This is a genomic window from Thiomicrorhabdus arctica DSM 13458, from assembly GCF_000381085.1.
GTDB lineage: Bacteria > Pseudomonadota > Gammaproteobacteria > Thiomicrospirales > Thiomicrospiraceae > Thiomicrorhabdus > Thiomicrorhabdus arctica.
In genome coordinates this window covers 1,204,479-1,229,920 of record NZ_KB905899.1, presented here as the reverse complement: position 1 = coordinate 1,229,920, position 25,442 = coordinate 1,204,479, and the positions used below count along the sequence as shown (strand labels likewise).

The window sequence follows — 25,442 nt, the reverse complement described above, 5'->3', positions numbered from 1 at the left end:
TTTACATTTAAAACAAACGTTTACCCTTAATTTATGGCACAATAGCGCCAATTAATAACCCCCCATTTTTAGACAGCCAGGTTTGTAGACAAATTTAGGCCGTCATTTCAAGTAAAGAGTAGGAATAATTTTTGATTTCAACAGCTAATATCACCATGCAGTTTGGTGAAAAACCCCTTTTTGAAGATATCTCAGTTAAGTTCGGTGGCGGTAAACGTTACGGTTTAATCGGTGCCAACGGTTGCGGTAAGTCGACCTTTATGAAAATTTTAGGGGGCGATTTAGTTCAGACCTCGGGCAGCGTAAGTGTGGATGAAAATGAACGCGTCGGTAAACTAAAACAGGATCAGTTTGCTTACGAAGAGTACAGTGTTGTAGATACCGTCATTATGGGACAGCCTGAATTATGGGAAGTTAAAAAAGAACGTGACCGTATTTATAGCTTACCAGCGATGTCAGAAACGGAAGGTATGCTGGTGGCAAACTTAGAGGTACAGTTTGGTGAGATGGATGGTTATACCTCTGAATCCCGTGCCGGTGAGTTATTGTTGGGACTTGAGATCCCAGTGGAGCAACATTTTGGACCAATGAGTGAAGTCGCTCCAGGTTGGAAGTTACGTGTGTTATTAGCACAAGCCCTGTTTTCAAATCCTGATATATTATTGCTGGATGAGCCGACCAACAACCTGGATATTAACACCATCACTTGGTTGGAAAACATTCTTAATGAACGTAAAAGTACGATGATCATTATTTCCCATGATCGACACTTTTTAAACAGTGTTTGTACCCATATGGCCGATTTGGATTATGGTGAGTTGCGTATCTACCCTGGTAACTATGATCAGTATATGGAAGCCTCAACGATGGTACGTGATCAACTGTTATCTGATAATGCCAAAAAACAAGGACAAATCAATGAGTTGAAAGCCTTTGTAAGTCGCTTTTCTGCAAACGCCTCTAAAGCCAAGCAAGCGAGTTCTCGTGCTAAAGCAATTGATAAGATTGAACTTTCTGAAGTCAAAGCTTCTAGTCGAGTGAATCCCTTTATCCGTTTTGAACAGGATAAAAAATTATTCCGTTTAGCACTAGAAGTGGACAGCCTTGGTAAAGTCTATTCTGACAACGAAGGTGAAGATAACCTGGTGATTAAAGACCTTAACTTGATGTTGGAAGTCGGCGAAAAATTAGGGGTAATCGGTGCCAACGGTGTCGGTAAAACCACCTTCTTAAAATGTTTGAACGGCGAAACAGACTTAACGTCAGGTACCGTCAAATGGTCTGATAACGTTAAGATAGGTTATTACGGTCAAGACCACGGTCATGACTTTGAAGAAGACATGAGTTTGTTTGATTGGATGAGCCAATGGAAACAGCCAGGGGATGATGAGCAGGCTTTACGCGCCGTTTTAGGCCGTTTGTTGTTCTCACAAAAAGAGATTGATAAGTCCGTCAAAGTCCTTTCTGGGGGCGAGCAAGGGCGTATGTTGTTTGGTAAATTAATGTTGCAAAAGCCAAATATTTTGATTATGGATGAGCCGACTAACCATTTGGATATGGAATCGATTGAGTCTCTAAACCAAGCGATGGTGGATTATCCTGGTACGATTATATTTGTATCACATGACAGAGAGTTCATCTCTTCAGTAGCCTCTCGTTTGCTGGTCATGAAAGGGGACGGGACAAGTCTTGATTTCCGTGGTGATTATGAGTCTTATTTGACGACCTTAGTTTAAATTTAGAGCTCAAAACGTAAGACTCAAACGGCCTGCTCGTCTGGAATGGATTAGCGGGCTTTTTTGTGCGCTAATTTTGACGCTTAACCGTTTCGGTATTAAGCTAGACTTGATGACTTGTAAAATGATGATAACATTCGTGTTGTATCGGTGTTTTAGAGTGCAAATGTACATGCGTGTAGAGGTCATAATAGCGTAACGTTATCTCTGCAGAGAGAGGGGGGAGGTTGTATTGAAAATTGCTAGTTTACAGTGGAACGGCGTTTGGGAGGACAGCAGTTCAAATGTTGACGCTTTACGTTCGCAGCTCAACGAAATAATGGGGCAAGGGCAAAAGGTGGATGTTGCCGTGTTGCCAGAGTTGTATCAAAGTGGTTTCTCGATGCACCCTGAGCGGTTCACATCAAGGACGGATGAATTGCTGAGCAACTTGGCTATGCTCGCAGGAGAGTTTGGCATTTTTCTCATTGCTGGAGTCGCTGAGACAGAGATGGACGGAGAGGATACTCTCTTCAGAAACTCGGGTTGGGTATTCAATCCTTATGGGCAGAGAAGTGCACGTTATATCAAGCAAATGCCCTTTTCTTATGCCAATGAGCAAGCGATTTATCTTCCTGGCAATCAATCCTGTCTCTTTGACCTTAATGGGGTAACCTGCAGTCTTTTTATCTGTTATGACTTACGTTTTCCAGAGCTGTTCCGCAAAGTCGTTAGAGAGGCAGAAGTTATTTTTGTGATTGCCAATTGGCCTGAGTCACGTCAATCTCACTGGGAAACCTTGCTTGCAGCGCGTGCCATTGAAAACCAATGTTTTATCGTCGGCGTGAATCGTGTGGGCAGAGATGGTAATGATTTAAATTATATTGGCGGTTCGATGGTGATTAACCCCCTAGGTGAAGTGCTTTCTTACGGTAAAGCGACAGATGAGGTTGTTGTGACCGAAATTGAGGTTTTAGAGGTTAAGCTGGTACGTAAACAGTTTCCATTTTTACAGGATATGCAGAAGTAAGAGGTCATCAGGCCTTGTGACCTTTAATGACACGATTTTTAGACAAATAAAAGTCTGTTGTTAGTCATAGAAAGGACTTAAACAATATTATAAGTCAGGTATAAGGTTTGGATTGTTTAACGCCTTAAGCGCATTGTTAATGGATTGTGTAAGATAAAAGTAATAGTAGTCATACGCCCCGGAAAGTAGCTGTTCAGTAATCTCTTCACCTTCACCATCGACAAAAATAACCACGGGCAGGCTGCTTAAGTTATAGAGTGCTTTATACTCCTTGTTCGCCAAAGGTTCACCATAAAAATCGACGGTTTTAGAATCCACATTCACCTCAATCTCGGTAAATAAAACGCGCCCGTCCAGATTGCCTGATCGCAATGCAGGATAGAGTGCCAAATCTTTGAGTTTTTCAGTCGAATTTAAACCTTTCGCACTAAATAAGATGGCAATGGGAATGTTCTGTTTGAGCGCTTGCTGGCCCAGGGTTTTCAGGTTTGTGGCAATCGGTAATGGATTTTGGTAAGCACCGGTTGATTCAGCACTGCTTGCAAAGCTCATTAAGCAGGCAAGACTAAAAGTAAACACTGTTAAGATTTTCATATGCTTCTCCTTGAGTGGGGTTTGCCGCTGGCAATCGATGCTAGAAACCTTATCATAACAAACTAGCCTATAACGATGATTATCAAATAGCATTTATAAAAAGAGATGGAGATCAGTGAAATTATTTAAATTAAATAGGCAAGTACAAGGGGAAATATATATCCTGTCGGCTTCTTTTATAGAGGCTTGGTTTCCGATAGCTACTTTTTATTTAGCCCATAGTGTAGGTGGAATTCATGCCTTGTTCTATAGCTTGGTTATTGCGGGTACGGTATTAGGTGTGCATGCATTCTGGACAGGACGGTACAAGCAGTTTAGCGATATCTCTGCTTATCCGGCGTTGCTTAAAACCAGTTTTTTGATGGCAACGGCGTATATGTTGATATTTGTGGGCGCGCAGTACACTACCGCTAGCCATGTGGCACTGATTCTCTTTTTACAGCTGTTATTTGCGTATCTCTATTTTCAAAGATCAGCTGAAGAGTACCTGAATCGCCAGCATTTATTGGGCGCAATTTTAATGGGGTTGGGTGCTATTGTTATTTTGTTTCCAGTGGGCGAAGTTTGGAAAATTAATTTAGGAGATGTCTTGGTCTTGCTGGCGGCCATGATAGTTCCGCTGGGTAACTTCTATCAAAAACAGGCTAGAAAAAAAGTCCACAGTACCAATATTCTATGGTCACGTAGCTTGATTGGCATTCCCTTAGTCTATGGGATGGCTACTATTTTTGAAGCCACACCGACTTGGTTAATGATCCAGTCGCAATGGCCCTGGTTATTGTTTTTGGGTCTGATGATTTTTGTCATGTCAAAAATCTTATGGATGGAATCTTTACACCGACTTTCGATCACTAAAGTGAGTGCTATATATGCCGTTTCACCCTTGATAACATTAGGCTTGGCTTACTGGTTATTAAATGAAGTGCCGAGCTTTTGGCAATTATTAGCCGTGTTGCCGATTTTGCTGGGTGGGTATTTAATTACTCGCCCGGCAACAGCATGAGGTTCGTGTTGCGCAGGTGCTAGAAGGTTTTCTGTGGACATAAATCCCTAAATAGAAGCATCGTTTAAAGAGCGTTGGTCATTTAGGGATTGACCAGGCCTAGTCATTTAAATAGATGCGGAAATAAACTCACTTTCTGTTCTAAAGTCAGGTTACTCACCGTTTCAATATTATGTTGTGGAATCCGTTCAGGGTTAGGATAGTGTTCAATCGCTTTTTCTAGGCTGGCTTCTCGTAACAGATGCAAAATCGGGTAGGGTGCACGGTTAGTGAGGTTTTCTGCATCTTCTGGCTGGGTGCCACCAAATTGATAGTTTGGATGAAAGGTGGCTACTTGGAAGATTCCTTCCCATTCATTGTCTGCAATTAGCCCATCCACATAGTCTAAAAAGTCATTATAGTCATAAAAATCTTGCAGCATATTAGGCACGATCAGCAAGGTCGTTTCTATTTTTTCTGCATTGGTTTCGGCCAATAATTTTAATTCATTTTGCAGCTCTTCAAGTAAGCAGGCATCGGTATTGCATTGTGAAATGAAAAAACGAATTTGCTTTTGCTCATATGGACGGGATGCGAAAGGACAGAGGTTTAAACCTATCACCACCTTGTCTAACCATTGATTCACTTTTTTTAAAATTTGTTCATTGCTTGGCATCATGATTTACTCGGTTAGTTTTTGGGTGAGAGACGTAGGTTATGCGTCAGGTTATTTTTTGATGCAGTATCGAGCTGTTGATTAAACGTTTCGTTTTACCCGTGATATGTTGATAAACCTCATCGGCACTGTTTAAAGAAGCATCATAGGCATAAAAGAAGAGTTCATCACCGACTTCGAGAAAGACACTTTCACCAAATTCAGTATAGGCTGTTGCGCCGAGACTCACCATGATTTGTGCTGGGTAATCACACTCCTGAATAATCTGTTGTAAATTTTCTAAAGGGCCAAAGTCGGCTTGAACATTGAGTTGCTCAATCATCCAGTTTTTTAACTGGTTATGAAAAAAGGAGTAAGTGAGCACCGAACTGTCTTGGCCATAGGCGTATATTTGTCCGTCGCGTTTTAGAAAGGACGCGATATGGAAGGTGTCTAATTCACACCCCATTTCAAAGCCCGTCAACGGTAGGAATTTGTCAGAAATACCTTTGGTCGCCGACCCCCAGTTTTTCTTTTCACTGATTTTTTTAGCGCCGGGTTTACGAATAGAGCAATCATTAAAAACGGCAAAGGCTTTCGGTTGCAAATCCATCACCAGGTCGTCTTGGTAGGCCATATCAAATAGAATACAAACCTCAGGCTCTGCTTGCAGGTGGGCATTATCATCTAAGTTTTTGGGGTAGTGAATTTCCGTGGAAGACAGAGGGAAACCGCCAATAATCCCAGGCTGATTGGGAATGTAGTATGGAAACAAGCCTTTAGGGGCCTTCGTCTCGGCTGTTTTTACATTCACAAAATCATGGGTTTCTCCGGCTTGTTCCAAGTGGCCAGCAAAATTACCTGCGATCCCTAAACAAAGTACATTTTTTAAATCCGCTAAGGACATTGAGTAGGACGTCATTAATTTTCTTCTATGTCGTTTTTTGTCATGGCTGTCGCTTTGTTTTTGCCAACCATCCGCAGCAAAGCCACATCTTTATAAATAAAATGATGTTTTAAGGCACCTACAATATGCAGCAAGACAATGGCAATTAACAAAAAGCCAAATGTGCTGTGTATGAACTCTGAAATCTCATGGGTTGTCTCATGTTCACCAATAATGGTCGGTAACACAAACATATCAAAGAAGGCGACTTCGTGTCCGCCTGAGTTAGACATAATCCAACCCGAAATGGGCATGCCCAACATGGCTAAATATAAAAGACCTTTTACCGAATGAGCGAGAATATGTTCGAATTTGCTCTTGGAAAGTTGCACAGGATTAGGACTGAATTTAAGCCAAATCAGACGCAATACCATTAAACCAAAAATGGCGATGCCCATTGATTTATGTAAAGCATAAAGGGCTTGTCTATCTTCGCCTTTTTCAAGTCCTGTCATATAGAGACCGACGGCGAGTAAAGCGATAAAAATAAAGGCGGATAGCCAATGGTTAGCACGTGAAACAATGCCGTAATTCAGTTCAGAGTTTTTTAGAGACATATTGAAGTCCAGGGGGTGTTAAGTTCATTAAGTCATGCGGTGTGTGTAATTGAGTCCGATTAATACAATAAGCTCTGAAATTTTCTACGATAGGCTGTGATTAATTCAGGTTGTGAACCAGAGAGCATATCAAAGACTTTAATAATCGCTTTTTGTGGTGTGCCTGCTTGATAACTCCTGTCGGTATTGAAAAGCTTAAACAGCGTTTGCAAGGCATTCTCGTATTTACCATTGAGCACTAGATAGGCAGCAAGGTAAAATAAGGCATCGCAATCGGCTGGGTTTTCTGCCAAATTAGCTTGAATGACAGGGACTTCGGGCGCAGTTAATATGATTTCAGTGAAATATAAGATGCCATTTATATATTGCCCCTGCTTGTCTTTTTGTGCCTCTTCAGGCAGCTTTGAAAAAAGTTCTTTCGCTTGTTCCAGTTGGTCGGTATGGAGATACAGTTGCACTAAATCCAAATGGATTTTAAAGTTATTGGGATTGGTTTTAGCGGCTTCACCCAAGAGCCTCACTGTTTCATCATACTGTCCTTCTGTAAAGGCTAAAGCCGCTTGCTTACGCAATACTTCCGAAGGTTCTTCCGTAATATTAGCATTTAGCAGTGAGCGGTAAGCGGCTTCCGTTAATAAACCAGAGCCTTCAGTCGCGATTTCACCATTTTTGACGACCTTATAGAAGGGCATTGAGGTGACACCAAATTTTTCGATAATGGCTTGTTCTTTATCAAAATTTATTTTAGCTAAAATGAATTTACCGGCCATCTCGGTAGCGAGTTTTTCTAAGATGGTATTAGCCAACTTGCTTTGTTCATTTGAGTGCGACCAAAAGTTAATAACGACAGGAAGTCGGCTTGAATTTTGAATGACCATTTCTTGAACATTATTGACGGTGACGTCAACGATCATGGCTTGTGACATAAATTGAATCTCTTTTTTAGTTAGGCGCGGATGACCGCTACGGAATCTATTTTTGCAGTGCTTTAAGTTGATAAATCGCATCTAACGCCATACGCGGTGTCAGTTCATTTGGATCGATCTCACTCAGCAGGCTGTGTATTTTTTCTTGTTTAGGGTCGATGCTGGCAAACATATCAAACTGTTGGATGGGTTCAGCGGTTTGCGTGACGCCATGAAGGCGGTTGGACGATAAATTCGGATTTTGCACACTCTGATTTTCAAGAGTATATAAAACTTCCTTGGCCTTTTGAATCACGGTTTGTGGCACACCCGCAAGCGCCGCTACCTGTAAACCATAACTCTGTGAAGCAGGGCCTTCCTGAACTTGATGTAAAAACACAATGCTGTCTTGGTGCTCAATGGCATCTAAGTGCACATTCACTGTATTCGAGAATTGATCGGCTAAGGTCGTCAATTCAAAGTAGTGGGTGGCAAAAAGGCAGAGCCCTTTGGTTTCTAGCGCCATATGTTCGGCAATTGCCCACGCCAGTGCCAGACCATCAAAGGTTGATGTGCCACGGCCGACTTCATCCATTAAAATCAGCGATTGTTCGGTGGCATGATGTAATATATTTGCAGTCTCGGTCATCTCCACCATAAAGGTAGAGCGTCCAGATGTTAAGTCATCAGATGCGCCAATACGGGTGAAAATACGATCAATTGGGCCGATTTCAGCCATCTCTGCGGGCACAAAGCTGCCCATAAATGCCATAAGCGTGATTAAAGCCGTTTGACGCATATAAGTCGATTTACCGCCCATATTTGGCCCAGTAATAATCTGTAACTGACGCTCGACATGAAAAATGGTGTCATTGGGAATAAACGGTTCGCTAGAGACTGCTTCAACTGTCAAATGACGACCTTGGGTAATGACCAGGCCTGGTTGATTGGTTAAAACTGGACGAGTCAGGTTTAGAGCAGTGGCTTGCTGGGCTAAGTTGACGAACACATCCAATTCTGCTAAAGCTGAGGCGCAGTTTTGTAAAGCTTGTAGGGGTTTGTTAAGGGTTTCCAGTAGCTGTTGATACAACCACTTTTCCCGTGACAGAGATTTTTCGCCGGCACTCAATACTTTGTCTTCAAAGGTTTTAAGTTCAGGAATAATATAACGCTCTTGGCCTTTAAGGGTTTGGCGGCGAATGTATTCCGCTGGCACTTGGTTAACGTGCAGTTTACTGATCTCTATATAGTAACCATGCACGCGGTTGTAACCGACTTTGAGGGTATTGATGCCGGTACGTTCACGTTCACGCTGCTCTAAATCTAACAGATAGCCGCCAGCCTCATTTTTGAGATTACGCAGCTCGTCCAACTCCGTATCATACCCTGCGGCAATAACCCCGCCATCACGCATCAACATCGGTGGATTATCGACTATCGCTCGATTCAGTAGTTCAGCCAGTTCAGGGAAGGTACTTATTTTTTTGGCAAGTTCTGACAGTTTTGTGACGGGATGCGAGGCTAATAACACTTGCAGTTGCGGCAAGGTGTTTAAAGAGCGGCCTAGGTGGAGCAAGTCACGAGGACGGGCAGACAGTAACGCGATGCGGCTTAAGATACGTTCCAAATCGCCTATTTGTTTGAGCTCCTGGCGAAACGAGTCATCCGATTGTTGTTGGATAATCATTTCGATGGCGTCTAGACGACCGTTGATAATCTCTTGGTTACGTAGTGGCTGATTTAACCAGCGCTTGAGTAGACGTCCACCCATGGCAGTCGCGGTATGGTCTAAAATAGCAGCCAGCGTATTGCTGCTGCCACCACTTAAGTTGGTATCAATTTCCAGGTTACGCCGACTGATGGCATCGAGCACTAAGCTGTCATCGGTTGAGTAGGTGTGCAAGCTGTGAATATGTTGCAAGGTTCTTTGTAACATGGCCTGTGCATAGTGCAAAATACTGCCGGCGGCACTGATGGCGGCCGGTTTGCTATTGCAGCCAAAGGCCACTAAATCCTTGGTCGCAAAATGATCGGTTAGACGTTTTTGACAACTGATGGTTTCAAAGTGCCAGCTTGGATATCTGACCAGGCCTGGTCGTTTTAAAATAGACTCTGGCAGAGATTGTCTCAAGAGATCATCATCCGGTAAAAGCAGCTCAGATGGCTTGATTCGTTCTATTTCAGCCGTTAAATGCGTCAAAGAATCAAGTTGGGCCGTTTCAAATCGGCCGCTGGCAACGTCTAAATATGCCAATCCGTAAAAATCACCTTGTTGAGAGATGGCCGCGAGAAGGTTTTCAGATTTGTCTTCTAACAAAGCCTCTTCTACCAACGTCCCTGGCGTAATCACTCGAACGACTTTGCGTTCCACAGGGCCTTTGCTTGTTGCCGGGTCACCGACTTGCTCGCAAATCGCAACGGACATGCCCAGTTTTACAAGTTTGGATAAATAACCATCCGCTGAATGATGTGGAATACCAGCCATTGGAATCGCATTGCCACCGGTTTTCCCTCGTGCTGTCAGGGTGATCTCTAACAGCTCAGAAGCCACACGGGCATCGTCATGAAATAATTCGTAGAAATCGCCCATACGGTAAAACAACAGATGGTCTGGATGCGCGGCTTTAATCGCCAGATATTGTTGCATCATCGGGGTATGTGGGGAGGGAGTCGTAGTGGTTTTGATGGCCATAGTCTTCTTGAATGTTTTTGCATTGGATTTGAAAAGTAGTATGCTAGGGCATAATCGCCTATATATCAAATAATGGCTCTTTATATTAAATAACGCACGATGAAAAGGAGTGGTTTTCATGTCGTTTGCAATGCTAGTTTCTCAGGTGGGCCAAGCCTTAGTAGATAAGGACGCGATGATTGTAACCGCTGAGTCTTGTACGGGCGGCATGATTGCTGAAGCATTAACTGAAATTGCCGGTAGCAGTGCTTGGTTTGACCGAGCGTATATCACTTATAGTTATGAATCCAAAAAAGAGATGCTGGGGGTGAGTGAGGTTACCATCCAGAACAAAGGTGCCATCAGTCAGGACTGCGTTGAAGAGATGGCATTGGGTGCGTTGCAGCAATCACATGCTAAGGTTAGTGTGGCCTGTAGCGGGATTGCCGGTCCAGGTGGAGGGTCTGAGGATAAACCTGTTGGAACCGTTTGGTTAGCTTGGGCAGTACAGGGTCAAGAAAAGGTAGTTTCGCAGCGATTTTTATTTGAAGGTGATCGCCAAAGAGTACGTGAGCAAACAACGGAAGCGGCCTTGATGGGGGTGATGAAATTGTTAACTCATTGAGGTCATAAAGCTGATCGACATCGCTCTAACGGATGAGGTGCATCATCCTCCCAAAAGCTGGGATTAATTATTCACGGAGTCTCTAGGATTTAAATGGAAATTATGGGATAATTTCGCTTCTGATTGTAAATTAGAAAAAATTAGATAAACCTTTGTTTTAATCGGTAGTTTAGGGCGTTTTTTAAGCTTTAAAGACGTTGTGGTCACTGATAGAACAAGGGTTTTTTGTTGAGTGGCGATTAAGTTTTGTTTTCATTTTAAAGCCAGCTCGGATATTAATAAACGAATAACGCACTCAACGTATTGAATAGATTCAAAAAACTAAGATAGATTAGCATCCTGGTCATTAATCATAGGCTGCATTACAACCACCCGTAAAAGACAGTTACCTCCAAATGCGACAGTCGCTTTGGAATTTGTAGAAACAAAAGGAAACGCATAAATGAATGATAATAAGCAAAAGGCCTTAACAGCTGCTTTAGGTCAAATTGAGAAACAATTTGGTAAGGGTTCGATTATGCGCATGGGGGACAGCTCAGTCTCTCGTGATATTGAAGCGGTTTCAACAGGTTCTTTAGGTTTAGATTTAGCATTAGGCATAGGTGGCTTACCAAAAGGGCGTGTTGTTGAAATTTACGGCCCTGAATCGTCTGGTAAAACGACCCTCACATTACATGTTATTGCCGAAATGCAAAAATTGGGTGGGACGGCGGCTTTTATAGATGCCGAGCATGCATTAGATCCAAGTTATGCTGAAAAATTAGGTGTAGATATTGATAACCTTTTAGTTTCTCAACCAGATAATGGTGAGCAAGCTCTAGAAATTACCGATTCATTAGTACGTTCAGGTGCCGTAGATGTTGTGGTCGTTGATTCGGTTGCGGCCTTAACCCCTAAAGCAGAAATTGAAGGCGATATGGGCGATTCTCATATGGGTCTACAAGCCCGTTTGATGTCTCAAGCGCTACGTAAACTGACTTCAAACATTAAACGTACTAATACCTTGGTTATCTTCATCAACCAGCTTCGTATGAAAATTGGTGTCATGTTTGGTAATCCTGAAACTACAACGGGCGGTAATGCGCTTAAGTTCTACGCTTCGGTGCGTTTAGATATTCGTCGCATTGGCGCGATTAAAAAGGGTGACGAAATTCTGGGTAATGAAACCCGTGTTAAGGTCGTTAAAAACAAAGTGGCGCCTCCCTTTAAGCAGGTGCAGTTTGATATTTTATATGGTCAAGGGATTTCTCGTGAAGGTGAAATTATTGACTTAGGTGTGCAAGAAGGCTTTATTGAAAAATCAGGTTCTTGGTATGCTTATGGAGGTAAAAAAGTCGGCCAAGGTAAAGATAATGTGCGTCAATACTTAATCGATAACCCTGATGTGGCAGAAGAGGTGATGGACAAAATCAAAACGGCATTAATGCCTAAAAAAGGTGCGGCGATTGAAAAAGCGGTAGACGCCGAATAAGCGTTTAGATATGCAAAAGGCACTAGGTTTGTTGTGAAAAGAGCAGAAGATTTCTTGCAAGATTTAGGTGTTAAACCAACGTCTTCAAGTGCATTACTGGTCGACGATGGTTTTGCAGAAGTTCAGGCTCTGTCCAAACAAATTGAATCGCGAGCCGTCTACCTGCTGGCCATGCGTGAACATGGTGCTAAGGAACTTAAGACTAAATTGGTGACAAAGTTTCCTGAAACGTCCGAACTTTTAGCGACTTGTAAAGAACGACCAGGCCTGGTAAAAAACTTGGTAGATGACGTTTTAAAAAAATGCCAAGAACACAATTGGCAAAGTGATGAACGTTATATAGAACACGCGGTGCGTAACTGGGCAGCCAAAGGCAATGGTCCCATCAAGATACGCCAGAAATTACAGCAAGCGTCTGCTCGAGATGATCTGATTACAATGTATTTAGATTGGGATGAGTCTGAATGGCTTGAATTGGCCAAAGATGTCCTAATTAAAAAATACGGCGATACGTGTAAACCAGAAGCGCGTAACGAACAAGCTAAACGGATGCGCTTTTTACAAAGTAGAGGGTTTGCGCCCCATGTGATTTGGCAAGCTTTTCGTTAAACAAGACTTCGCACAAATCAATAAATATACAGCATTGTCAGTTCTGCCTAAATAGCATGAGTTGGCTATTCAAACAGAATAGATTAACGTTTTTAAGGTTGTTTCAATTATGACGAGTTCAGAACTCAGAAAAGCTTTTCTAGATTTTTATGTAAAGCGCCATCATACCGCCGTTCATTCCAGTCCAGTGGTACCTGCAAACGATCCTACCCTGTTGTTTACCAACGCCGGGATGGTTCAGTTTAAAGAGACTTTTTTAGGTCAGGAAACTCGTGAATACTCACGAGCAACCAGTGTACAACGTTGTATTCGTGCCGGTGGCAAACATAACGATTTAGAGAATGTCGGTTATACCGCTCGTCACCACACCTTTTTTGAAATGCTGGGCAATTTCAGTTTTGGAGATTACTTCAAAAAAGAAGCGATCCAATACGCTTGGGAATTTTTAACCCAAGAATTGAATCTGCCTGAAGAGAAACTTTGGGTAACGGTGTTTGATGAAGATGATGAAACGGCCGATATCTGGCTAAATGAAATGAACGTCAGTCCAGAGCGTTTTTCTCGTTGTGGCGCCAAGGACAACTTTTGGTCAATGGGAGATACAGGACCTTGTGGACCTTGTACCGAGATTTTCTTTGACCATGGTCAGAATGTTGCCGGAGGTCCGCCAGGAACACCCGATGAAGATGGCGATCGTTATATTGAGATTTGGAACTTGGTGTTTATGCAGTTCGATCGTTCGGCAGACGGAACCCTAACGCCTCTACCAAAACCTTCGGTTGATACGGGTATGGGACTTGAACGCTTAGCAGCCGTCATGCAAGGTGTGCATAACAACTACGATATTGATCTCTTTCAAGCGTTAGTCAAGCGTGCTGCAAAGTTAACAGGCGAGCGTGATCTGTCTAATAACTCTCTACGAGTCATCTCTGATCATATCCGTTCATGTGCCTTTACCATTGTTGATGGCGTCATGCCTTCAAATGAAGGTCGTGGTTATGTGTTACGTCGAATTATTCGTCGTGCTATTCGTCATGGTTATAAGTTAGGGCAAACACAGCCATTCTTCTACGCGTTGGTTAAGACCTTAGTGGAACAAATGGGGGATGCTTACCCTGAACTGAAAGCGGAACAAAGCAATGTTGAGCGAGTCCTGAAACAAGAAGAAGAGCGTTTTGCTGAGACGCTTGAAAACGGGATGAAGTTATTAGAAGATCAAATTGCGCAGATGGACGGTACGGTCATCGCAGGCGACGTGGCATTTAAGCTTTATGATACTTACGGTTTTCCGTTCGATTTAACGGCCGATGTCGCACGTGAAAAAAACCTCACGGTGGATGAGGCTGGATTTACATTTGCAATGGAAGCACAAAGAGAGCGTGCGCGCTCTGCAAGTAATTTTGGCGCGGCTACAGCGGTACGTATTCAATTTGAAGGGGAGACCCAATTTATTGGATACGCCTCAGATGAAGCAGAAGCTAAGGTTTTAGGCCTCTTTGTGGATGGCAAATCGGTACAGTCGGTCACCGAAGGGTCTGAAGCCATCGTGTTATTAGGACGTACGCCTTTCTATGCTGAGTCTGGTGGACAGGCTGGCGACAGCGGTAGCTTGACCGAGGGTATGAATAGTTTTCATGTAAATGATACCCAGAAACAAGGTAAGTTGTTTCTGCATGTCGGTGTCGTTTCAGCTGGGACGATGACAGTTGATCAAGTCATTACCGCAAAAATTAACAGTGCAGATCGTCGCGCTTGTGAGCGTAACCATTCAGCAACACATTTATTGCATGCCGCTTTGCGCTCGGTTTTAGGAACGCATGTTGGACAAAAAGGTTCTCAGGTTACTGCGGATCGTCTACGTTTTGACTTCTCGCATTTTGAACCCATTTCTGACGAGCAGTTACGTCAAGTTGAAAGACTCGTTAACCAGAATGTAATGGGGAATGCAGCCGTTGGTATGAACGAGATGGACATCGAATCGGCGAGATCTAAGGGGGCTATGGCATTATTTGGTGAAAAGTATGGTGATGTGGTTCGTGTGATTGATATGGGCGATTTTTCGGTGGAGCTTTGTGGCGGTACGCATGTCAATTCAGCCGGAGATATCGGGCCTTTCCGGATCGTTTCTGAGAATGGAATCGCTTCAGGTGTACGTCGTATTGAAGCCATCACTGGCGATGCTGCGTGGGATGCAATCTATGCAGAAGAGGATAGTTTGGCATTTGTAGCAGAAACCATTAAAGCAGATAAAAACCAAGTCGAAACGAAAATCACGCAAGTGATGGGTGACTATAAGGCTTTAGAGAAGGAACTTAAGCAGCTACAGTCAAAACTCGCTGCTTCTCAGGGAGATGATATTGCCAATCAAGTTGTCAAGTTTGGCGATATTAATGTCTTAGCTGCCAAGATGGAAGGTGCTGATAGCACCGTTTTGCGGGACACCATGGACAGTCTAAAAGACAAGTTAGACCCAGCGATTATTGTATTGTCTGCCGTGGATGGTGACAAAGTGAGTATTGTGGCGGGGGTGAGTAAATCACTGACTAAGCAGTATAAAGCCGGTGAATTGGTAAATTATGTTGCGCTTCAAGTCGGCGGAAAAGGCGGTGGTCGGCCTGATTTAGCGCAAGCGGGTGGCAATAACCCAAGTCAGTTAGCAGAAGCATTAGCCTCGGTTCAGTCTTGGGTCGAATCGAAGTAATCCGTATCGTCTTATTGAATAACCATAAGGCGGGCGGTAAATTAATTTTAAGAAAAGTAAACCTCGTATGGCATTAATAGTTCAAAAGTATGGTGGAACCTCAGTTGGCAATGTTGAGCGTATCCAAAATGTAGCCAAGAAGGTTGCACAGTTTGTTGAGGATGGTCATCAGGTCGTGGTGGTTTTGTCTGCAATGAGTGGTGAGACGAATCGTCTGACAATGATGGCAAAAGAGATGCAAACGCGTCCCTGTAAGCGTGAAATGGATGTTCTGTTAACCACCGGGGAGCAGGTTACGATCGCTTTACTCAGTATGGCGCTGCAGCAAAGGGATTGTCCAGCAGTCTCTTATACAGGTTGGCAAGTACCAATCATTACCGATGACGCTTATTCCAAAGCGCGTATTGAGAAGATCGACGGCCAAAAAATGCTTGAGCAATTGGCATTAGGCAAAGTCGTGGTAGTCGCAGGTTTTCAAGGCGTGACGATTGACGGCGATATCACGACCTTAGGGCGTGGTGGCTCAGATACGACTGCAGTAGCCATAGCCGCGGCTTTAAATGCCGATGAATGCCAGATTTACACAGATGTGGACGGTGTTTATACAACGGATCCACGGGTGGTTCCTGAAGCGAAGCGTCTTGATAAAATCACCTATGATGAAATGCTTGAGTTGGCCAGTTTAGGCGCCAAAGTATTGCAGATTCGTTCCGTTGAATTTGCCAGTAAATACAAAGTACCGTTACGTGTTTTATCCTCATTAAAAGATGGCGGTGGAACGTTGATTACCTCTGAAGAAAATTTTAAGGATAACGAGATGGAACAACCGCTAATCTCAGGGATTGCATTTAGTCGCGATGAAGCTAAATTAATGATTTTAGGTGTACCAGATAAACCAGGTGTCGCGTATCAAATTTTAGGACCAATTGCCGATGCCAATATCGAAATCGACATGATTATTCAAAACCAGGGAAGAGACGGTACCACAGACTTTACCTTCACGATGAGTCGTCTTGATGCAGAATCTGCATTAGAGATTTTGCAAAAAACGGCCAACCATTTAGGAGCACGAGAGGTCACAATGGATGACTCTATTGTTAAAATTTCTATGGTGGGTGTCGGTATGAAATCTCATGCTGGCATTGCCAGTACGATGTTCAAGACCTTAGCAGATAATGAGATCAATATTCAGATGATTGGTACCACAGAAATTAAAATCTCTGTGGTCATTGATGAGGCTTACCTGGAGATCGCCGTGCAGTCGTTACATGAAGCATTTGAGTTAGATAAGTAAATTTATCATAATCCATTCATCCGAGTTTCAGCTTGCAAAAGCCCGCTATTTCGCGGGTTTTTTTGTCTTTAAAATAAGCAAGTTTCTTCTGTGGGTAGAAGTGAGTCATTCGCTAACAGTCTACTGTAAAATGAAGCAAAGTTATAAGACAGGCAGGACTCTCTAAGTTTGTCATAAGTCTATACGTTGATTGCTGAGTGTTACAGTTAAGGGCCTGCAAAGCGTGTTTTTTGAGAGAAAATACAGTTAAGTAGATGGGTTTATCAAAACATTCATTTTATTTGATAAAAAGTCCGTCCTGGCGGTTTACAACCTCGCAATTAACTTGTATTATACGCGCCTAACTTAGGAGACGTGGCCGAGCGGCTGAAGGCGCTCCCCTGCTAAGGGAGTATAGGCTTTAAATCCTATCGAGAGTTCGAATCTCTCCGTCTCCACCATTTGTTAGATTTTTACCGTGTTAAATGTTATTGACAATCCTTTAAGGGTCTATATAATACGCCACACTATAATGCGCCCGTAGCTCAACTGGATAGAGTACTCGGCTACGAACCGAGCGGTTAGGGGTTCGACTCCCTTCGGGCGCACCATATTCTAAACCCCGTTTAATCTTTGATTAAACGGGGTTTTTTATTGCTTGATGTTAAGCAATAAAATGAAAAAATGTATTTAAGTTAAATTGTAGATTTAGCCTACAATCTTACTTTAAAGACTATATAATACGGCCACACGATAACGCGCCCGTAGCTCAACTGGATAGAGTACTCGGCTACGAACCGAGCGGTTAGGGGTTCGACTCCCTTCGGGCGCACCATATTCTAAACCCCGTTTAATCTTTGATTAAGCGGGGTTTTTTATTGCCTAAAATATAGAGCGTTATGAGTGATTTTTTGGGGTCTTGGATGTATGTAAGTTTATCCTGACGTTGATCATGCTAGTCAGTGTGATGAGGTCGTTTAAGGTATCCATGATTGACTAGAGGTTATGTGAATGTGAGGGCAAAGGAGTTGAAGTCTGGCAGTACACAATAGCCAATTATTATGGATGGAGAGTTATCGATGAAGATTTAATCCCTGCTTTAATGGCCTTGTTAAATAAAAGGGTATAAGCGAGTGGTACTATGTTTGATTTTTGATGACTTGTAGGTAATATGACTGTTCTCTATTTCTGGTAGAAGTCACACCACACTATGAATATAAAACGCCAACTTTTACTCGGTTTTAGCTTGATTATACTTTTAGTGTCATTGGCTGCGTATACTACTTTTGAAATGACCAAAGAGTCTTCTGAAACCTTCAATTCTGCGCTGAGTCAACAGTATAAAAAACAGAATTCAATTCTAAAAATGCAACTATCTGGCCGTAGCTATACGTTGCATGTTCAGCAAGCTATTCTCACGGAAGATGTTTTTGATCGTGATGAGATTATTATGCTTAGCTATCTTTATGCACGCACCTATAATCAAAATCGTGCTGAATTTGAAACAATAATGAATGAAACTGATTTCACTTAGCTGGAGGGGTTGAATGCGATTACTAGGAAGGTCTCGGCAGGCACGGAGGAGGCGCTGACATTGCTTGTTGATGGACAAAATGATGTGGCGATAGAGCTTATGCAAAAGGTAGTGTTTCCCTTGTCAGGGGCATTTCAAAAGCAGGTTACTTGGTATGCGGATGCGCAAGAAGCTATCTTTAAGCATAAGCTCAACCAGGAGGATAAGTTATTGAGCGATTTGGTCTTTAACGTTGCAACCATCTCAGTAGTTGTAATTCTAGTGAGTATTGGTGTTGCAGTATTTGTTGGACGACGAATTCAGATTTTGGCCAATGAGTTAGAGTCCTCTAATCAAGATTTGGAGGGCCGTGTTAATGTGAGAACAGCTGCTCTAAAATTGACACAAGAAAAATTGCTTGAAAAGAATAAATATCTTAAGCAGGTTTCTCGCGAGGATGGTTTAACGGGAGTATTTAACCGTTTAGGTATCAGCGAGGTGCTGACTTCTCAATTGTTACGCCTCCAACATACCCAAGAAGTTTTTTCGGTGGTGTTTATTGATATAGATTTCTTCAAAATAATTAATGATGAGCATGGTCACGCTGTAGGAGACAGTGTTCTTAAATCGGTTGCCACTAAAATTAATGAAGTCGTGCCAGAAGGTTGTGCTGTGGGACGTTGGGGAGGAGAAGAGTTTTTGGTTATCTGTCCTGATGGTCTCGAGTCGGTTTTGCAAGTGGCCGAAAATATACGTCAGGCCATCGCAAGTATGGAGTATGAAGGACAAAATAAAGTCACGGTGAGTTTGGGTTTGACGCAAGCACATGAGAAGGATTTAATGGATGGATTATTGAAGCGTGCGGATGACGCACTCTATCAGGCAAAAAGAGAAGGACGTAATAGAGTCATTGTCGCTTGAGGATTTAATCCTCAAGGCAGTGGCTAACTAAGTTCAAAGCAGGCAGGTTAATCGACTATGGTAGTACGAATCCAATGCTTTCATGGACTGATTTTAAGGTTTTCTGAGCTTGTTGACGTGCGGTCTCGGCACCTTGTTTTAGAATGGCTTTTAGCGCAGTTTCATCCTGACGAATTTCATAATAGCGCGTTTGCATCGGTGATAGGTAATCCACCACCAGTTCACCTAGCTCAACCTTAAGGTGACCATACATCTTGCCTTCAAAGTGTTTAACGACTTCATCAATCGGTAAACCGCTGATCACCGAATAAATCGTCAATAAGTTAGATACGCCTGGTTTATTTTCTAGATCGTAATGAATCTCAGACCCTGAATCAGTGGTCGCCTTCTTGAATTTTTTTAGAATGGTTTTTGGATCATCTAATAAGCCGATAAAGTTGCCTTTATTTTCATCGGATTTGGACATCTTAGAAAGAGGGTCCTGTAAGCTCATAATGCGACCGCCCGAAGTGGCAGGTGCAATAAATGGCTCTGGAATTTTAAAGAGTTCTTTTTCAAAACGGTTGTTATAACGGGTCGCTAAATCACGAGTCAGCTCTAAATGTTGTTTTTGATCTGCGCCAACTGGCACCATCTCGGTCTGATAAAGCAGAATGTCTGCTGCCATGAGTACCGGGTAGTCATACAAGCCCACATTGATGTTTTGCGAATGCTTTTGAGACTTGTCTTTAAACTGGGTCATGCGGTTCAGTTCACCCATATAGGTTGAACAATTTAAGATCCACGCCAGTTCTGAATGCTCAGGCACATGCGATTGAATGAAAACAGTGCTCTTATTTGGGTCAATACCTGCGGCTAAATAAAGTGCGACAAAATCTAGACTACGTTTCATTAACTCCTTTGGATCTTGCTCAACCGTGATGGCGTGCATATTAACCAAAGAGAAAAGGCAGTTGTAGTCATCCTGCATAGTCACCCAGTTTTTGATTGAACCGATGTAGTTGCCCAGCATAAGGTCGCCAGATGGTTGGATGCCACTGAATAACGTAGGTTTTAATTTACTCATATTGAATTCTTTTAGATGTATTTAAGATGGTCGCTATTTTCGCACTTTCTGCTAGGAATAACTAGAGAGAAGCGTTTTAAGCGAGAGATGAAAATAAGTTGGCCTAAACCATTCAGAGGGGTTAGTAGATAAATGGAATGAGTTTTTTGGTTTTGTTTTGATAAAGTGAATAGTCTGCTAAACATTCGACTAATAAACGTTCCTCATAATGCAGCTTGAACAGCAGGGTTAATATCAGTGATCCTAAAGCAAATAGGCTAATAATACTTGCGTGAAGCAAAACCCATGGAAAGAAAAGCAATAGGATCGATAAATACATTGGATGGCGGACATATTGATAAGGACCTGTTGTTACAAGTTTCATCCGCTGTTGAGGGTCAGGCACAATGTTAAAATTGCCAATATGCATGGTTTTCAGAGCCCAAAGTCCTATAGCAATGGCCAACAGTTGAAGTGGCAGAGCTTGCCAAGCAATGTTCCATGGCAGCACCCATATTAACCCTGCCATTAAAGAGAATTGTAGGGTTACCAAGGTATACGAGAGTAACGGATGTTTAAACTGAGTATTTTGAGACAAAATCATTAACCTGTCTAATGAATAAAAGAGGGTATTAGGTTTTTCATGTTGGGATGGATTGTTTGAGTGCATCCTACGATTTTCATTTTAACGAAACTCAACTACGTTTTGTGAAGTAATCAGGCTACTCTTTGAGTCTTATTGTTGTGAGTAACCAACAATCGGTGTAAAACTTGGGTAATGCGTTGAACTCTGAGCAAAAATCGCTAAAATGGTAGGTTAATTCATGATAAAAAAACTGAACATACTCTATGCGACGAATTATTCGTAAAATCACCTCTTATTTCATCCCTCCTAAAAAGCCTACCGTACCTGTTTATGGTGATGAGCCATTAATATTAACCCGTGATGAACACAATATTTCAAGAAGCGATTTAGACAAAGCCGCCTTGGATGTTTTATATGGTTTTAAACGTTCTGGCCATGATGCACATTTGGTCGGTGGTTGTGTTCGCGATCTATTGCTCGGCCTTGAACCAAAAGATTTCGATATTGTGACGGACGCGGAGCCAGATGAAGTTAAGCAGGTTTTTAAACAACGTTGTCAGTTAATTGGTCGTCGCTTTAGATTGGCACATGTCCGTTTTGGACGATTGGTGATTGAAGTTGCAACGTTCCGTGGACAAGGCGAAGGCCAGGGCAGTACTGAACGAAAGGACAGATTTGGACGTAATGGAAAGTTTTCCGGAGCCGCTCGTGAAGTGGACGACGCAGGACGTTTAGTGCGTGATAATGTTTATGGCACGATGGAAGAAGATGCTTGGCGCCGAGATTTTACCGTCAATGCACTCTACTATAATATTAAAGATTTTACGATTGTTGATTATACCGGTGGTTTGGATGATATTGATGCCGGACAGATGCGTTTAATTGGCGATCCTGAAACCCGTTATCGCGAAGATCCTGTCAGAATGATTCGAGCGGTTCGTTTTGCCGCGAAACTGGGTTTTAAAATTGAAAAGTATACTGAAGCACCGATGGTTAAAATGGCATCATTGTTACGAGATGTCTCACATGCCAGAATGTTTGAAGAGGTCCTAAAACTCTTCCATAGTGGTGTTGCGGTTCAGGTTTTTGAAAAGCTTCGCCATTATCATATGTTTGAGCATCTGTTTCCATTGACGGATCAAATATTAAGTGAAGAGCAAGATGGCTTTCCCAGAATGTTAGTTATCGAAGCCCTTAAGAGTACGGATAGTCGTATTCGTCAAGGTAAAACGGTGAACCCATCATTCTTGTTTGCAGCCCTTCTTTGGGAGCCGATGTTACAACGTAAGAACGAACATTTAGACTCCGGTATGCATCACCAAGATGCACTGTTCGCGGCTGCGAATGATGTTATTGAACAACAGATTAAATGTACAGCTATACCAAAACGTTTTACGGCGCAAATTAGAGAGATTTGGAGTTATCAATATCGCTTGCCAAATCGTCAAGGTGATCGTGCGCAGAAATTAAGAGAGCATCCACGTTTTAGAGCCGCGTATGATTTTATGGGAATTCGTGTTGCAGCAGGCGAAACTGAGTTGCAAGAAGTTTTTGATTGGTGGACGTTGTATCAAGAGAAAGACGCAGTGGAGCAGGTTGCTTTTGCGAATGCCGTTGAAAGGCCTGAACGTTCAAAAAAACCTCGCAAGAATCGTAACTTCTACCGCAAACGTAGCCAGACGAATCGTTCTCAAACAAATGAATAATAAGCAAACGGACTTAACATGGCCAGTGTCTACCTCGGTTTGGGAAGTAATCTTGAAAATCCATTTTTCCAATTACAAAGTGCAGTCGCTCAGATAGAAGCCTTGCCAGACACAACCTTAGTGGGTTGTTCTCAGTTTTATGGCTCAAAACCCTTAGGGCCTAATGATCAACCGGATTTTATTAATGCCGTTTGTCATGTTGAAACTCAATTATCACCTCAAGCGCTGCTGTCTGCTTTACAAAAAATAGAAATTGAGCAGGGGCGAATAAAAAAACGCCATTGGGGTGAACGCTTGATTGATTTAGATATTCTTTTGTATGCCGATGAGATTATTAGAACAGCCGATTTAACCATTCCGCATGCCGAGATCGCTTTGCGAGATTTTGTCTTGATTCCTTTGGCTGAAATATCACCCGGCCAGACTATTCCTGGTTTAGGTTGTGTTGAAACGTTGATTTCAAACTTAGAAACATCTTACCTTAAGCCCTTAGATTAGCTCTAAGATGCCAATGCACCCAGCAATTTTTATCCCTACAGCTTATTATCAGCTCTTTATTAGGTAGTTTTCCATGCGTAAATCGCTCTCTCAAATAAAAAAAATGGTACAAGCCGGTGATATCATCACCTGTTTAACCGCCTATGATGCCGCATATGCTTATTGGATTGGCCAGGCAGGAGTCGATATGATTTTGGTGGGTGATTCATTAGGTATGGTGGTACAGGGGCATACGACAACATTACGGGTGACTGTAGACGATATGGTTTATCACACGAAAATGGTGCAAAGAGGCAATGACCAGGCCTGGTGTATTGCTGATATGCCTTTTATGTCGGATTCCACACTTGATAAAGGCTTAGAGACTGCTGCTCGCCTGATGAAAGAAGGGGGCGCAAATATGGTCAAGCTGGAGGGTGGGCAACGTATCCTGCCGATGGTTTCGGCTTTGTCACAGCTGGGTATTCCTGTGTGTGGCCATCTTGGCTTATTGCCTCAATCTGTGGAGAAGCATGGATACAAGGTGCAAGGACGTGATGAAGCTTCCGCGGCAGTTCTATTGGCAGATGCTTTAGCCTTACAAGCCGCAGGCGCTGAAATGTTGGTATTAGAGTGTGTGCCTTCATCGTTGGCAAAAAAGATTACTCATAAGCTTTCTATTCCGGTTATCGGTATCGGTTCTGGTTCTGGCACCAGCGGGCAGGTGTTAGTTTTGCATGATATTTTAGGGGTGACGGTCGGTAAGGCTCCAAAGTTTTCTAAAAACTTTTTGGCGCAGTCAGACTCAATACAAAGTGCTCTGCAAAGTTATGTTGCAGACGTTAAGTCAGGGCATTTCCCTGCGCCTTGTCACGAAGTTGGGTGATTTAACATGCATATTTTTGAAAGTACCTCTGAGTTAAGAGAGCAAGTTTCAATCTGGAAAATGCAGGGTCTCAAGGTTGGTCTTGTACCCACGATGGGAAATCTGCATGCAGGGCATTTAAGTTTAGTATCTTTATTGCAAGCGCAGTGTGATAAGGTCGTAGTCAGCATTTTTGTGAATCCTACACAGTTCGGTCCTGGTGAAGATTTTGACCGTTATCCACGTACCTTTCAAACCGATCAGCAACAATTAAGTTCCATCAATACCGATGCCATTTTTGTTCCATCGGTTGAGCAAATGTATCCGTTTGGAATTTTACAAACCGTCGTATCCGTTCCACATCGTCTTACAAGCTTACTTGAGGGTGAACGCCGCCCAGGTCACTTTGATGGGGTTTCTACTGTGGTGATGAAGCTGTTTAATATGGTTCAACCTGACTTGGCCGTCTTTGGTCAAAAAGACTATCAGCAGCTACGAGTTATCCAGACAATGGTTGATGAGCTGGCAATCCCTGTCTCTATTGTGATGGCACCTATTTCCAGAACGGAAAAGGGTTTAGCATTGAGCTCTCGTAATCAATATCTGAGTGCAGAACAACACGCTGTCGCGCCAAAATTAAATGCGGCATTATTAGATATTGCCGCAGCCTTAAGGTCGGGCAACCGAGATTTTAAAGCTTTAACGAAAGTCGCCACTCAGCGTCTTTTATTAGAGGGATTTGATGCCGTCGATTACCTACAAATATGTGATCCGCAAACCTTATTAGATTCGACTTCGAACCAATCAAAATTTATTATTTTAGCGGTCGCATCCTTAGGACGTACCCGATTATTAGATAATATTTTGCTAAATTAAGCGTATCTGAACTTAGAGCAACTTTAACTCAGTCCCCGTAGTGGGATATAAAGAAGTCGGGATGGACAAAAGTGGACGATCGTTTTTGTCAGAAAAATTTAAATATTAAGGAAGGCTAAGCGGGTGTTGCGTTAATGTCATGTTCCGCATTAACGCATCATGAAGAGGTTGTTAACTGGCCTCTTTCATTTGTGTCGGGATGGTGTTACAAGTATGTGTAATACGATTTTTGGTGTCAAAATAAACAAGTTTTGGTTTAAACACATCAGCTTCAGCTTCGTTCATGGATGCAAAAGTTGCAATAATTAGCAAGTCTTGAGGCTTGGCTTTGTGTGCCGCCGCGCCATTTACTGAAATAATCCCACTGTTATCTTCTGCACGAATCGCATAGGTCGTAAAGCGCTCACCATTGGTAATGTTATAAATTTGAATCTGTTCATATTCGCGGATACCCGCAATATCGAGAAGGTGACCGTCGATCGCGCAGGAACCTTCATAATCCAGTTCAGCATGGGTCGTGGTTACACGGTGTAGTTTTGATTTTAATAACGTAACTTGCATAATATTCTCTTGGGTTCGTCTGAACGGAATTACCATTACAATGTTGAACAGGCTGTTGTGGCCACTCGTCAACTACGAAGTTCTAAGTTAGCTGCGTATTATACTGTTATTTTGCAAAATATCTAATGTGAAGAAGAGTTCTCTACATATTCTTCTTT

Annotated in this window: 23 protein-coding genes and 3 tRNA genes; 17 read left to right on the top strand and 9 right to left on the bottom strand. The window is 42.6% G+C overall.

Annotated features, from left to right (window positions below; translation table 11 throughout):
* The first annotated feature begins 131 nt into the window (after positions 1-131).
* Together F612_RS0105705 and F612_RS0105700 are read left to right on the top strand one after the other, a co-directional pair.
* The gene (locus tag F612_RS0105705; protein WP_019556793.1) at positions 132-1,736 is read left to right on the top strand and encodes an ABC-F family ATPase; all 1,605 of its coding nucleotides are present in this window, start codon (positions 132-134) and stop codon (positions 1,734-1,736) included.
* Between the two features lie 232 nt (positions 1,737-1,968).
* Positions 1,969-2,745, top strand: coding sequence for a nitrilase-related carbon-nitrogen hydrolase (locus F612_RS0105700; protein ID WP_019556792.1), 777 nt, complete (start codon positions 1,969-1,971; stop codon positions 2,743-2,745).
* 87 nt (positions 2,746-2,832) lie between these two features.
* Here the strand turns inward: F612_RS0105700 and F612_RS0105695 are convergent, their stop codons facing one another.
* Positions 2,833-3,339, bottom strand: a complete 507-nt coding sequence (locus tag F612_RS0105695; protein WP_019556791.1) for a thioredoxin domain-containing protein — start codon at positions 3,337-3,339, stop codon at positions 2,833-2,835.
* Between the two features lie 115 nt (positions 3,340-3,454).
* On the opposite strand from F612_RS0105695, the gene F612_RS0105690 reads away from it, so the two are divergent.
* Positions 3,455-4,342, top strand: coding sequence for a DMT family transporter (locus F612_RS0105690; RefSeq protein ID WP_019556790.1), 888 nt, complete (start codon positions 3,455-3,457; stop codon positions 4,340-4,342).
* Positions 4,343-4,445: 103 nt separating this feature from the next.
* On the opposite strand, the gene F612_RS0105685 is transcribed toward F612_RS0105690, so the two are convergent.
* From F612_RS0105685 to mutS, 5 genes are read right to left on the bottom strand one after another with little or no spacing between them, the layout of a single operon-like run.
* Positions 4,446-5,000 (bottom strand): DUF1415 domain-containing protein, encoded by a 555-nt coding sequence (locus tag F612_RS0105685; RefSeq protein WP_019556789.1) that lies wholly within the window; start codon positions 4,998-5,000, stop codon positions 4,446-4,448.
* Positions 5,001-5,043: 43 nt separating this feature from the next.
* The gene (locus F612_RS0105680; protein ID WP_019556788.1) at positions 5,044-5,898 is read right to left on the bottom strand and encodes a DUF5718 family protein; all 855 of its coding nucleotides are present in this window, start codon (positions 5,896-5,898) and stop codon (positions 5,044-5,046) included.
* Positions 5,898-6,479 (bottom strand): cytochrome b, encoded by a 582-nt coding sequence (locus F612_RS0105675; RefSeq protein ID WP_019556787.1) that lies wholly within the window; start codon positions 6,477-6,479, stop codon positions 5,898-5,900. The genes F612_RS0105680 and F612_RS0105675 overlap by 1 nt, the downstream gene beginning before the upstream one ends.
* A gap of 59 nt (positions 6,480-6,538) precedes the next feature.
* Positions 6,539-7,405 carry a tetratricopeptide repeat protein gene (locus tag F612_RS0105670; RefSeq protein ID WP_019556786.1) on the bottom strand — a complete coding sequence of 289 codons (867 nt, stop codon included), beginning with the start codon at positions 7,403-7,405 and terminating at the stop codon, positions 6,539-6,541.
* Positions 7,406-7,451: 46 nt separating this feature from the next.
* Positions 7,452-10,076, bottom strand: coding sequence for a DNA mismatch repair protein MutS (mutS, locus tag F612_RS0105665; RefSeq protein WP_019556785.1), 2,625 nt, complete (start codon positions 10,074-10,076; stop codon positions 7,452-7,454).
* 118 nt (positions 10,077-10,194) lie between these two features.
* Here mutS and F612_RS0105660 point away from each other — a divergent pair, with 118 nt between their 5' ends.
* From F612_RS0105660 to F612_RS12925, 10 genes are all read left to right on the top strand, one after another.
* A complete protein-coding gene (locus F612_RS0105660; RefSeq protein WP_019556784.1) occupies positions 10,195-10,680 on the top strand; it encodes a CinA family protein in 486 nt (161 codons plus the stop codon).
* A gap of 442 nt (positions 10,681-11,122) precedes the next feature.
* Positions 11,123-12,151 carry a recombinase RecA gene (gene recA, locus F612_RS0105655; protein ID WP_019556783.1) on the top strand — a complete coding sequence of 343 codons (1,029 nt, stop codon included), beginning with the start codon at positions 11,123-11,125 and terminating at the stop codon, positions 12,149-12,151.
* Positions 12,152-12,184: 33 nt separating this feature from the next.
* The gene (locus tag F612_RS0105650) at positions 12,185-12,760 is read left to right on the top strand and encodes a regulatory protein RecX (RefSeq protein WP_019556782.1); all 576 of its coding nucleotides are present in this window, start codon (positions 12,185-12,187) and stop codon (positions 12,758-12,760) included.
* A gap of 109 nt (positions 12,761-12,869) precedes the next feature.
* Positions 12,870-15,461: an alanine--tRNA ligase gene (gene alaS, locus F612_RS0105645; protein ID WP_019556781.1), complete on the top strand. Its 2,592-nt coding sequence runs from the start codon at positions 12,870-12,872 to the stop codon at positions 15,459-15,461.
* Positions 15,462-15,528: 67 nt separating this feature from the next.
* The gene (locus F612_RS0105640; protein ID WP_019556780.1) at positions 15,529-16,755 is read left to right on the top strand and encodes an aspartate kinase; all 1,227 of its coding nucleotides are present in this window, start codon (positions 15,529-15,531) and stop codon (positions 16,753-16,755) included.
* A gap of 348 nt (positions 16,756-17,103) precedes the next feature.
* Positions 17,104-17,195, top strand: a tRNA-Ser gene (locus F612_RS0105635).
* Positions 17,196-17,268: 73 nt separating this feature from the next.
* Positions 17,269-17,345: transfer RNA gene (locus tag F612_RS0105630), tRNA-Arg, on the top strand.
* A 147-nt stretch (positions 17,346-17,492) separates the two neighbouring features.
* A tRNA-Arg gene (locus F612_RS0105625) sits at positions 17,493-17,569 on the top strand.
* A 375-nt stretch (positions 17,570-17,944) separates the two neighbouring features.
* A complete protein-coding gene (locus F612_RS0105620) occupies positions 17,945-18,268 on the top strand; it encodes a hypothetical protein (RefSeq protein ID WP_019556779.1) in 324 nt (107 codons plus the stop codon).
* Between the two features lie 60 nt (positions 18,269-18,328).
* Positions 18,329-19,168 carry a GGDEF domain-containing protein gene (locus F612_RS12925; protein ID WP_019556778.1) on the top strand — a complete coding sequence of 280 codons (840 nt, stop codon included), beginning with the start codon at positions 18,329-18,331 and terminating at the stop codon, positions 19,166-19,168.
* Between the two features lie 55 nt (positions 19,169-19,223).
* Here the strand turns inward: F612_RS12925 and trpS are convergent, their stop codons facing one another.
* Both trpS and F612_RS12920 read right to left on the bottom strand, forming a co-directional pair.
* Positions 19,224-20,234: a tryptophan--tRNA ligase gene (trpS, locus tag F612_RS0105610; protein ID WP_019556777.1), complete on the bottom strand. Its 1,011-nt coding sequence runs from the start codon at positions 20,232-20,234 to the stop codon at positions 19,224-19,226.
* Positions 20,235-20,355: 121 nt separating this feature from the next.
* Entirely contained in the window at positions 20,356-20,811 is a 456-nt protein-coding gene (locus F612_RS12920; protein WP_211209473.1) for a methyltransferase family protein, read from the bottom strand.
* A 251-nt stretch (positions 20,812-21,062) separates the two neighbouring features.
* On the opposite strand from F612_RS12920, the gene pcnB reads away from it, so the two are divergent.
* The 4 genes from pcnB (at position 21,063) to panC (ending at position 24,723) form a co-directional block, all read left to right on the top strand.
* On the top strand, positions 21,063-22,505 hold the full coding sequence (gene pcnB / locus F612_RS0105600) for a polynucleotide adenylyltransferase PcnB (RefSeq protein WP_019556775.1): 1,443 nt from the start codon (positions 21,063-21,065) through the stop codon (positions 22,503-22,505).
* Between the two features lie 18 nt (positions 22,506-22,523).
* Positions 22,524-23,003 carry a 2-amino-4-hydroxy-6-hydroxymethyldihydropteridine diphosphokinase gene (folK, locus tag F612_RS0105595; RefSeq protein ID WP_019556774.1) on the top strand — a complete coding sequence of 160 codons (480 nt, stop codon included), beginning with the start codon at positions 22,524-22,526 and terminating at the stop codon, positions 23,001-23,003.
* A gap of 73 nt (positions 23,004-23,076) precedes the next feature.
* On the top strand, positions 23,077-23,868 hold the full coding sequence (gene panB, locus F612_RS0105590; protein ID WP_019556773.1) for a 3-methyl-2-oxobutanoate hydroxymethyltransferase: 792 nt from the start codon (positions 23,077-23,079) through the stop codon (positions 23,866-23,868).
* A gap of 6 nt (positions 23,869-23,874) precedes the next feature.
* Positions 23,875-24,723 carry a pantoate--beta-alanine ligase gene (panC, locus tag F612_RS0105585; protein ID WP_019556772.1) on the top strand — a complete coding sequence of 283 codons (849 nt, stop codon included), beginning with the start codon at positions 23,875-23,877 and terminating at the stop codon, positions 24,721-24,723.
* 171 nt (positions 24,724-24,894) lie between these two features.
* On the opposite strand, the gene panD is transcribed toward panC, so the two are convergent.
* Positions 24,895-25,284: an aspartate 1-decarboxylase gene (panD, locus tag F612_RS0105580; protein ID WP_019556771.1), complete on the bottom strand. Its 390-nt coding sequence runs from the start codon at positions 25,282-25,284 to the stop codon at positions 24,895-24,897.
* Between the last annotated feature and the right edge of the window lie 158 nt (positions 25,285-25,442).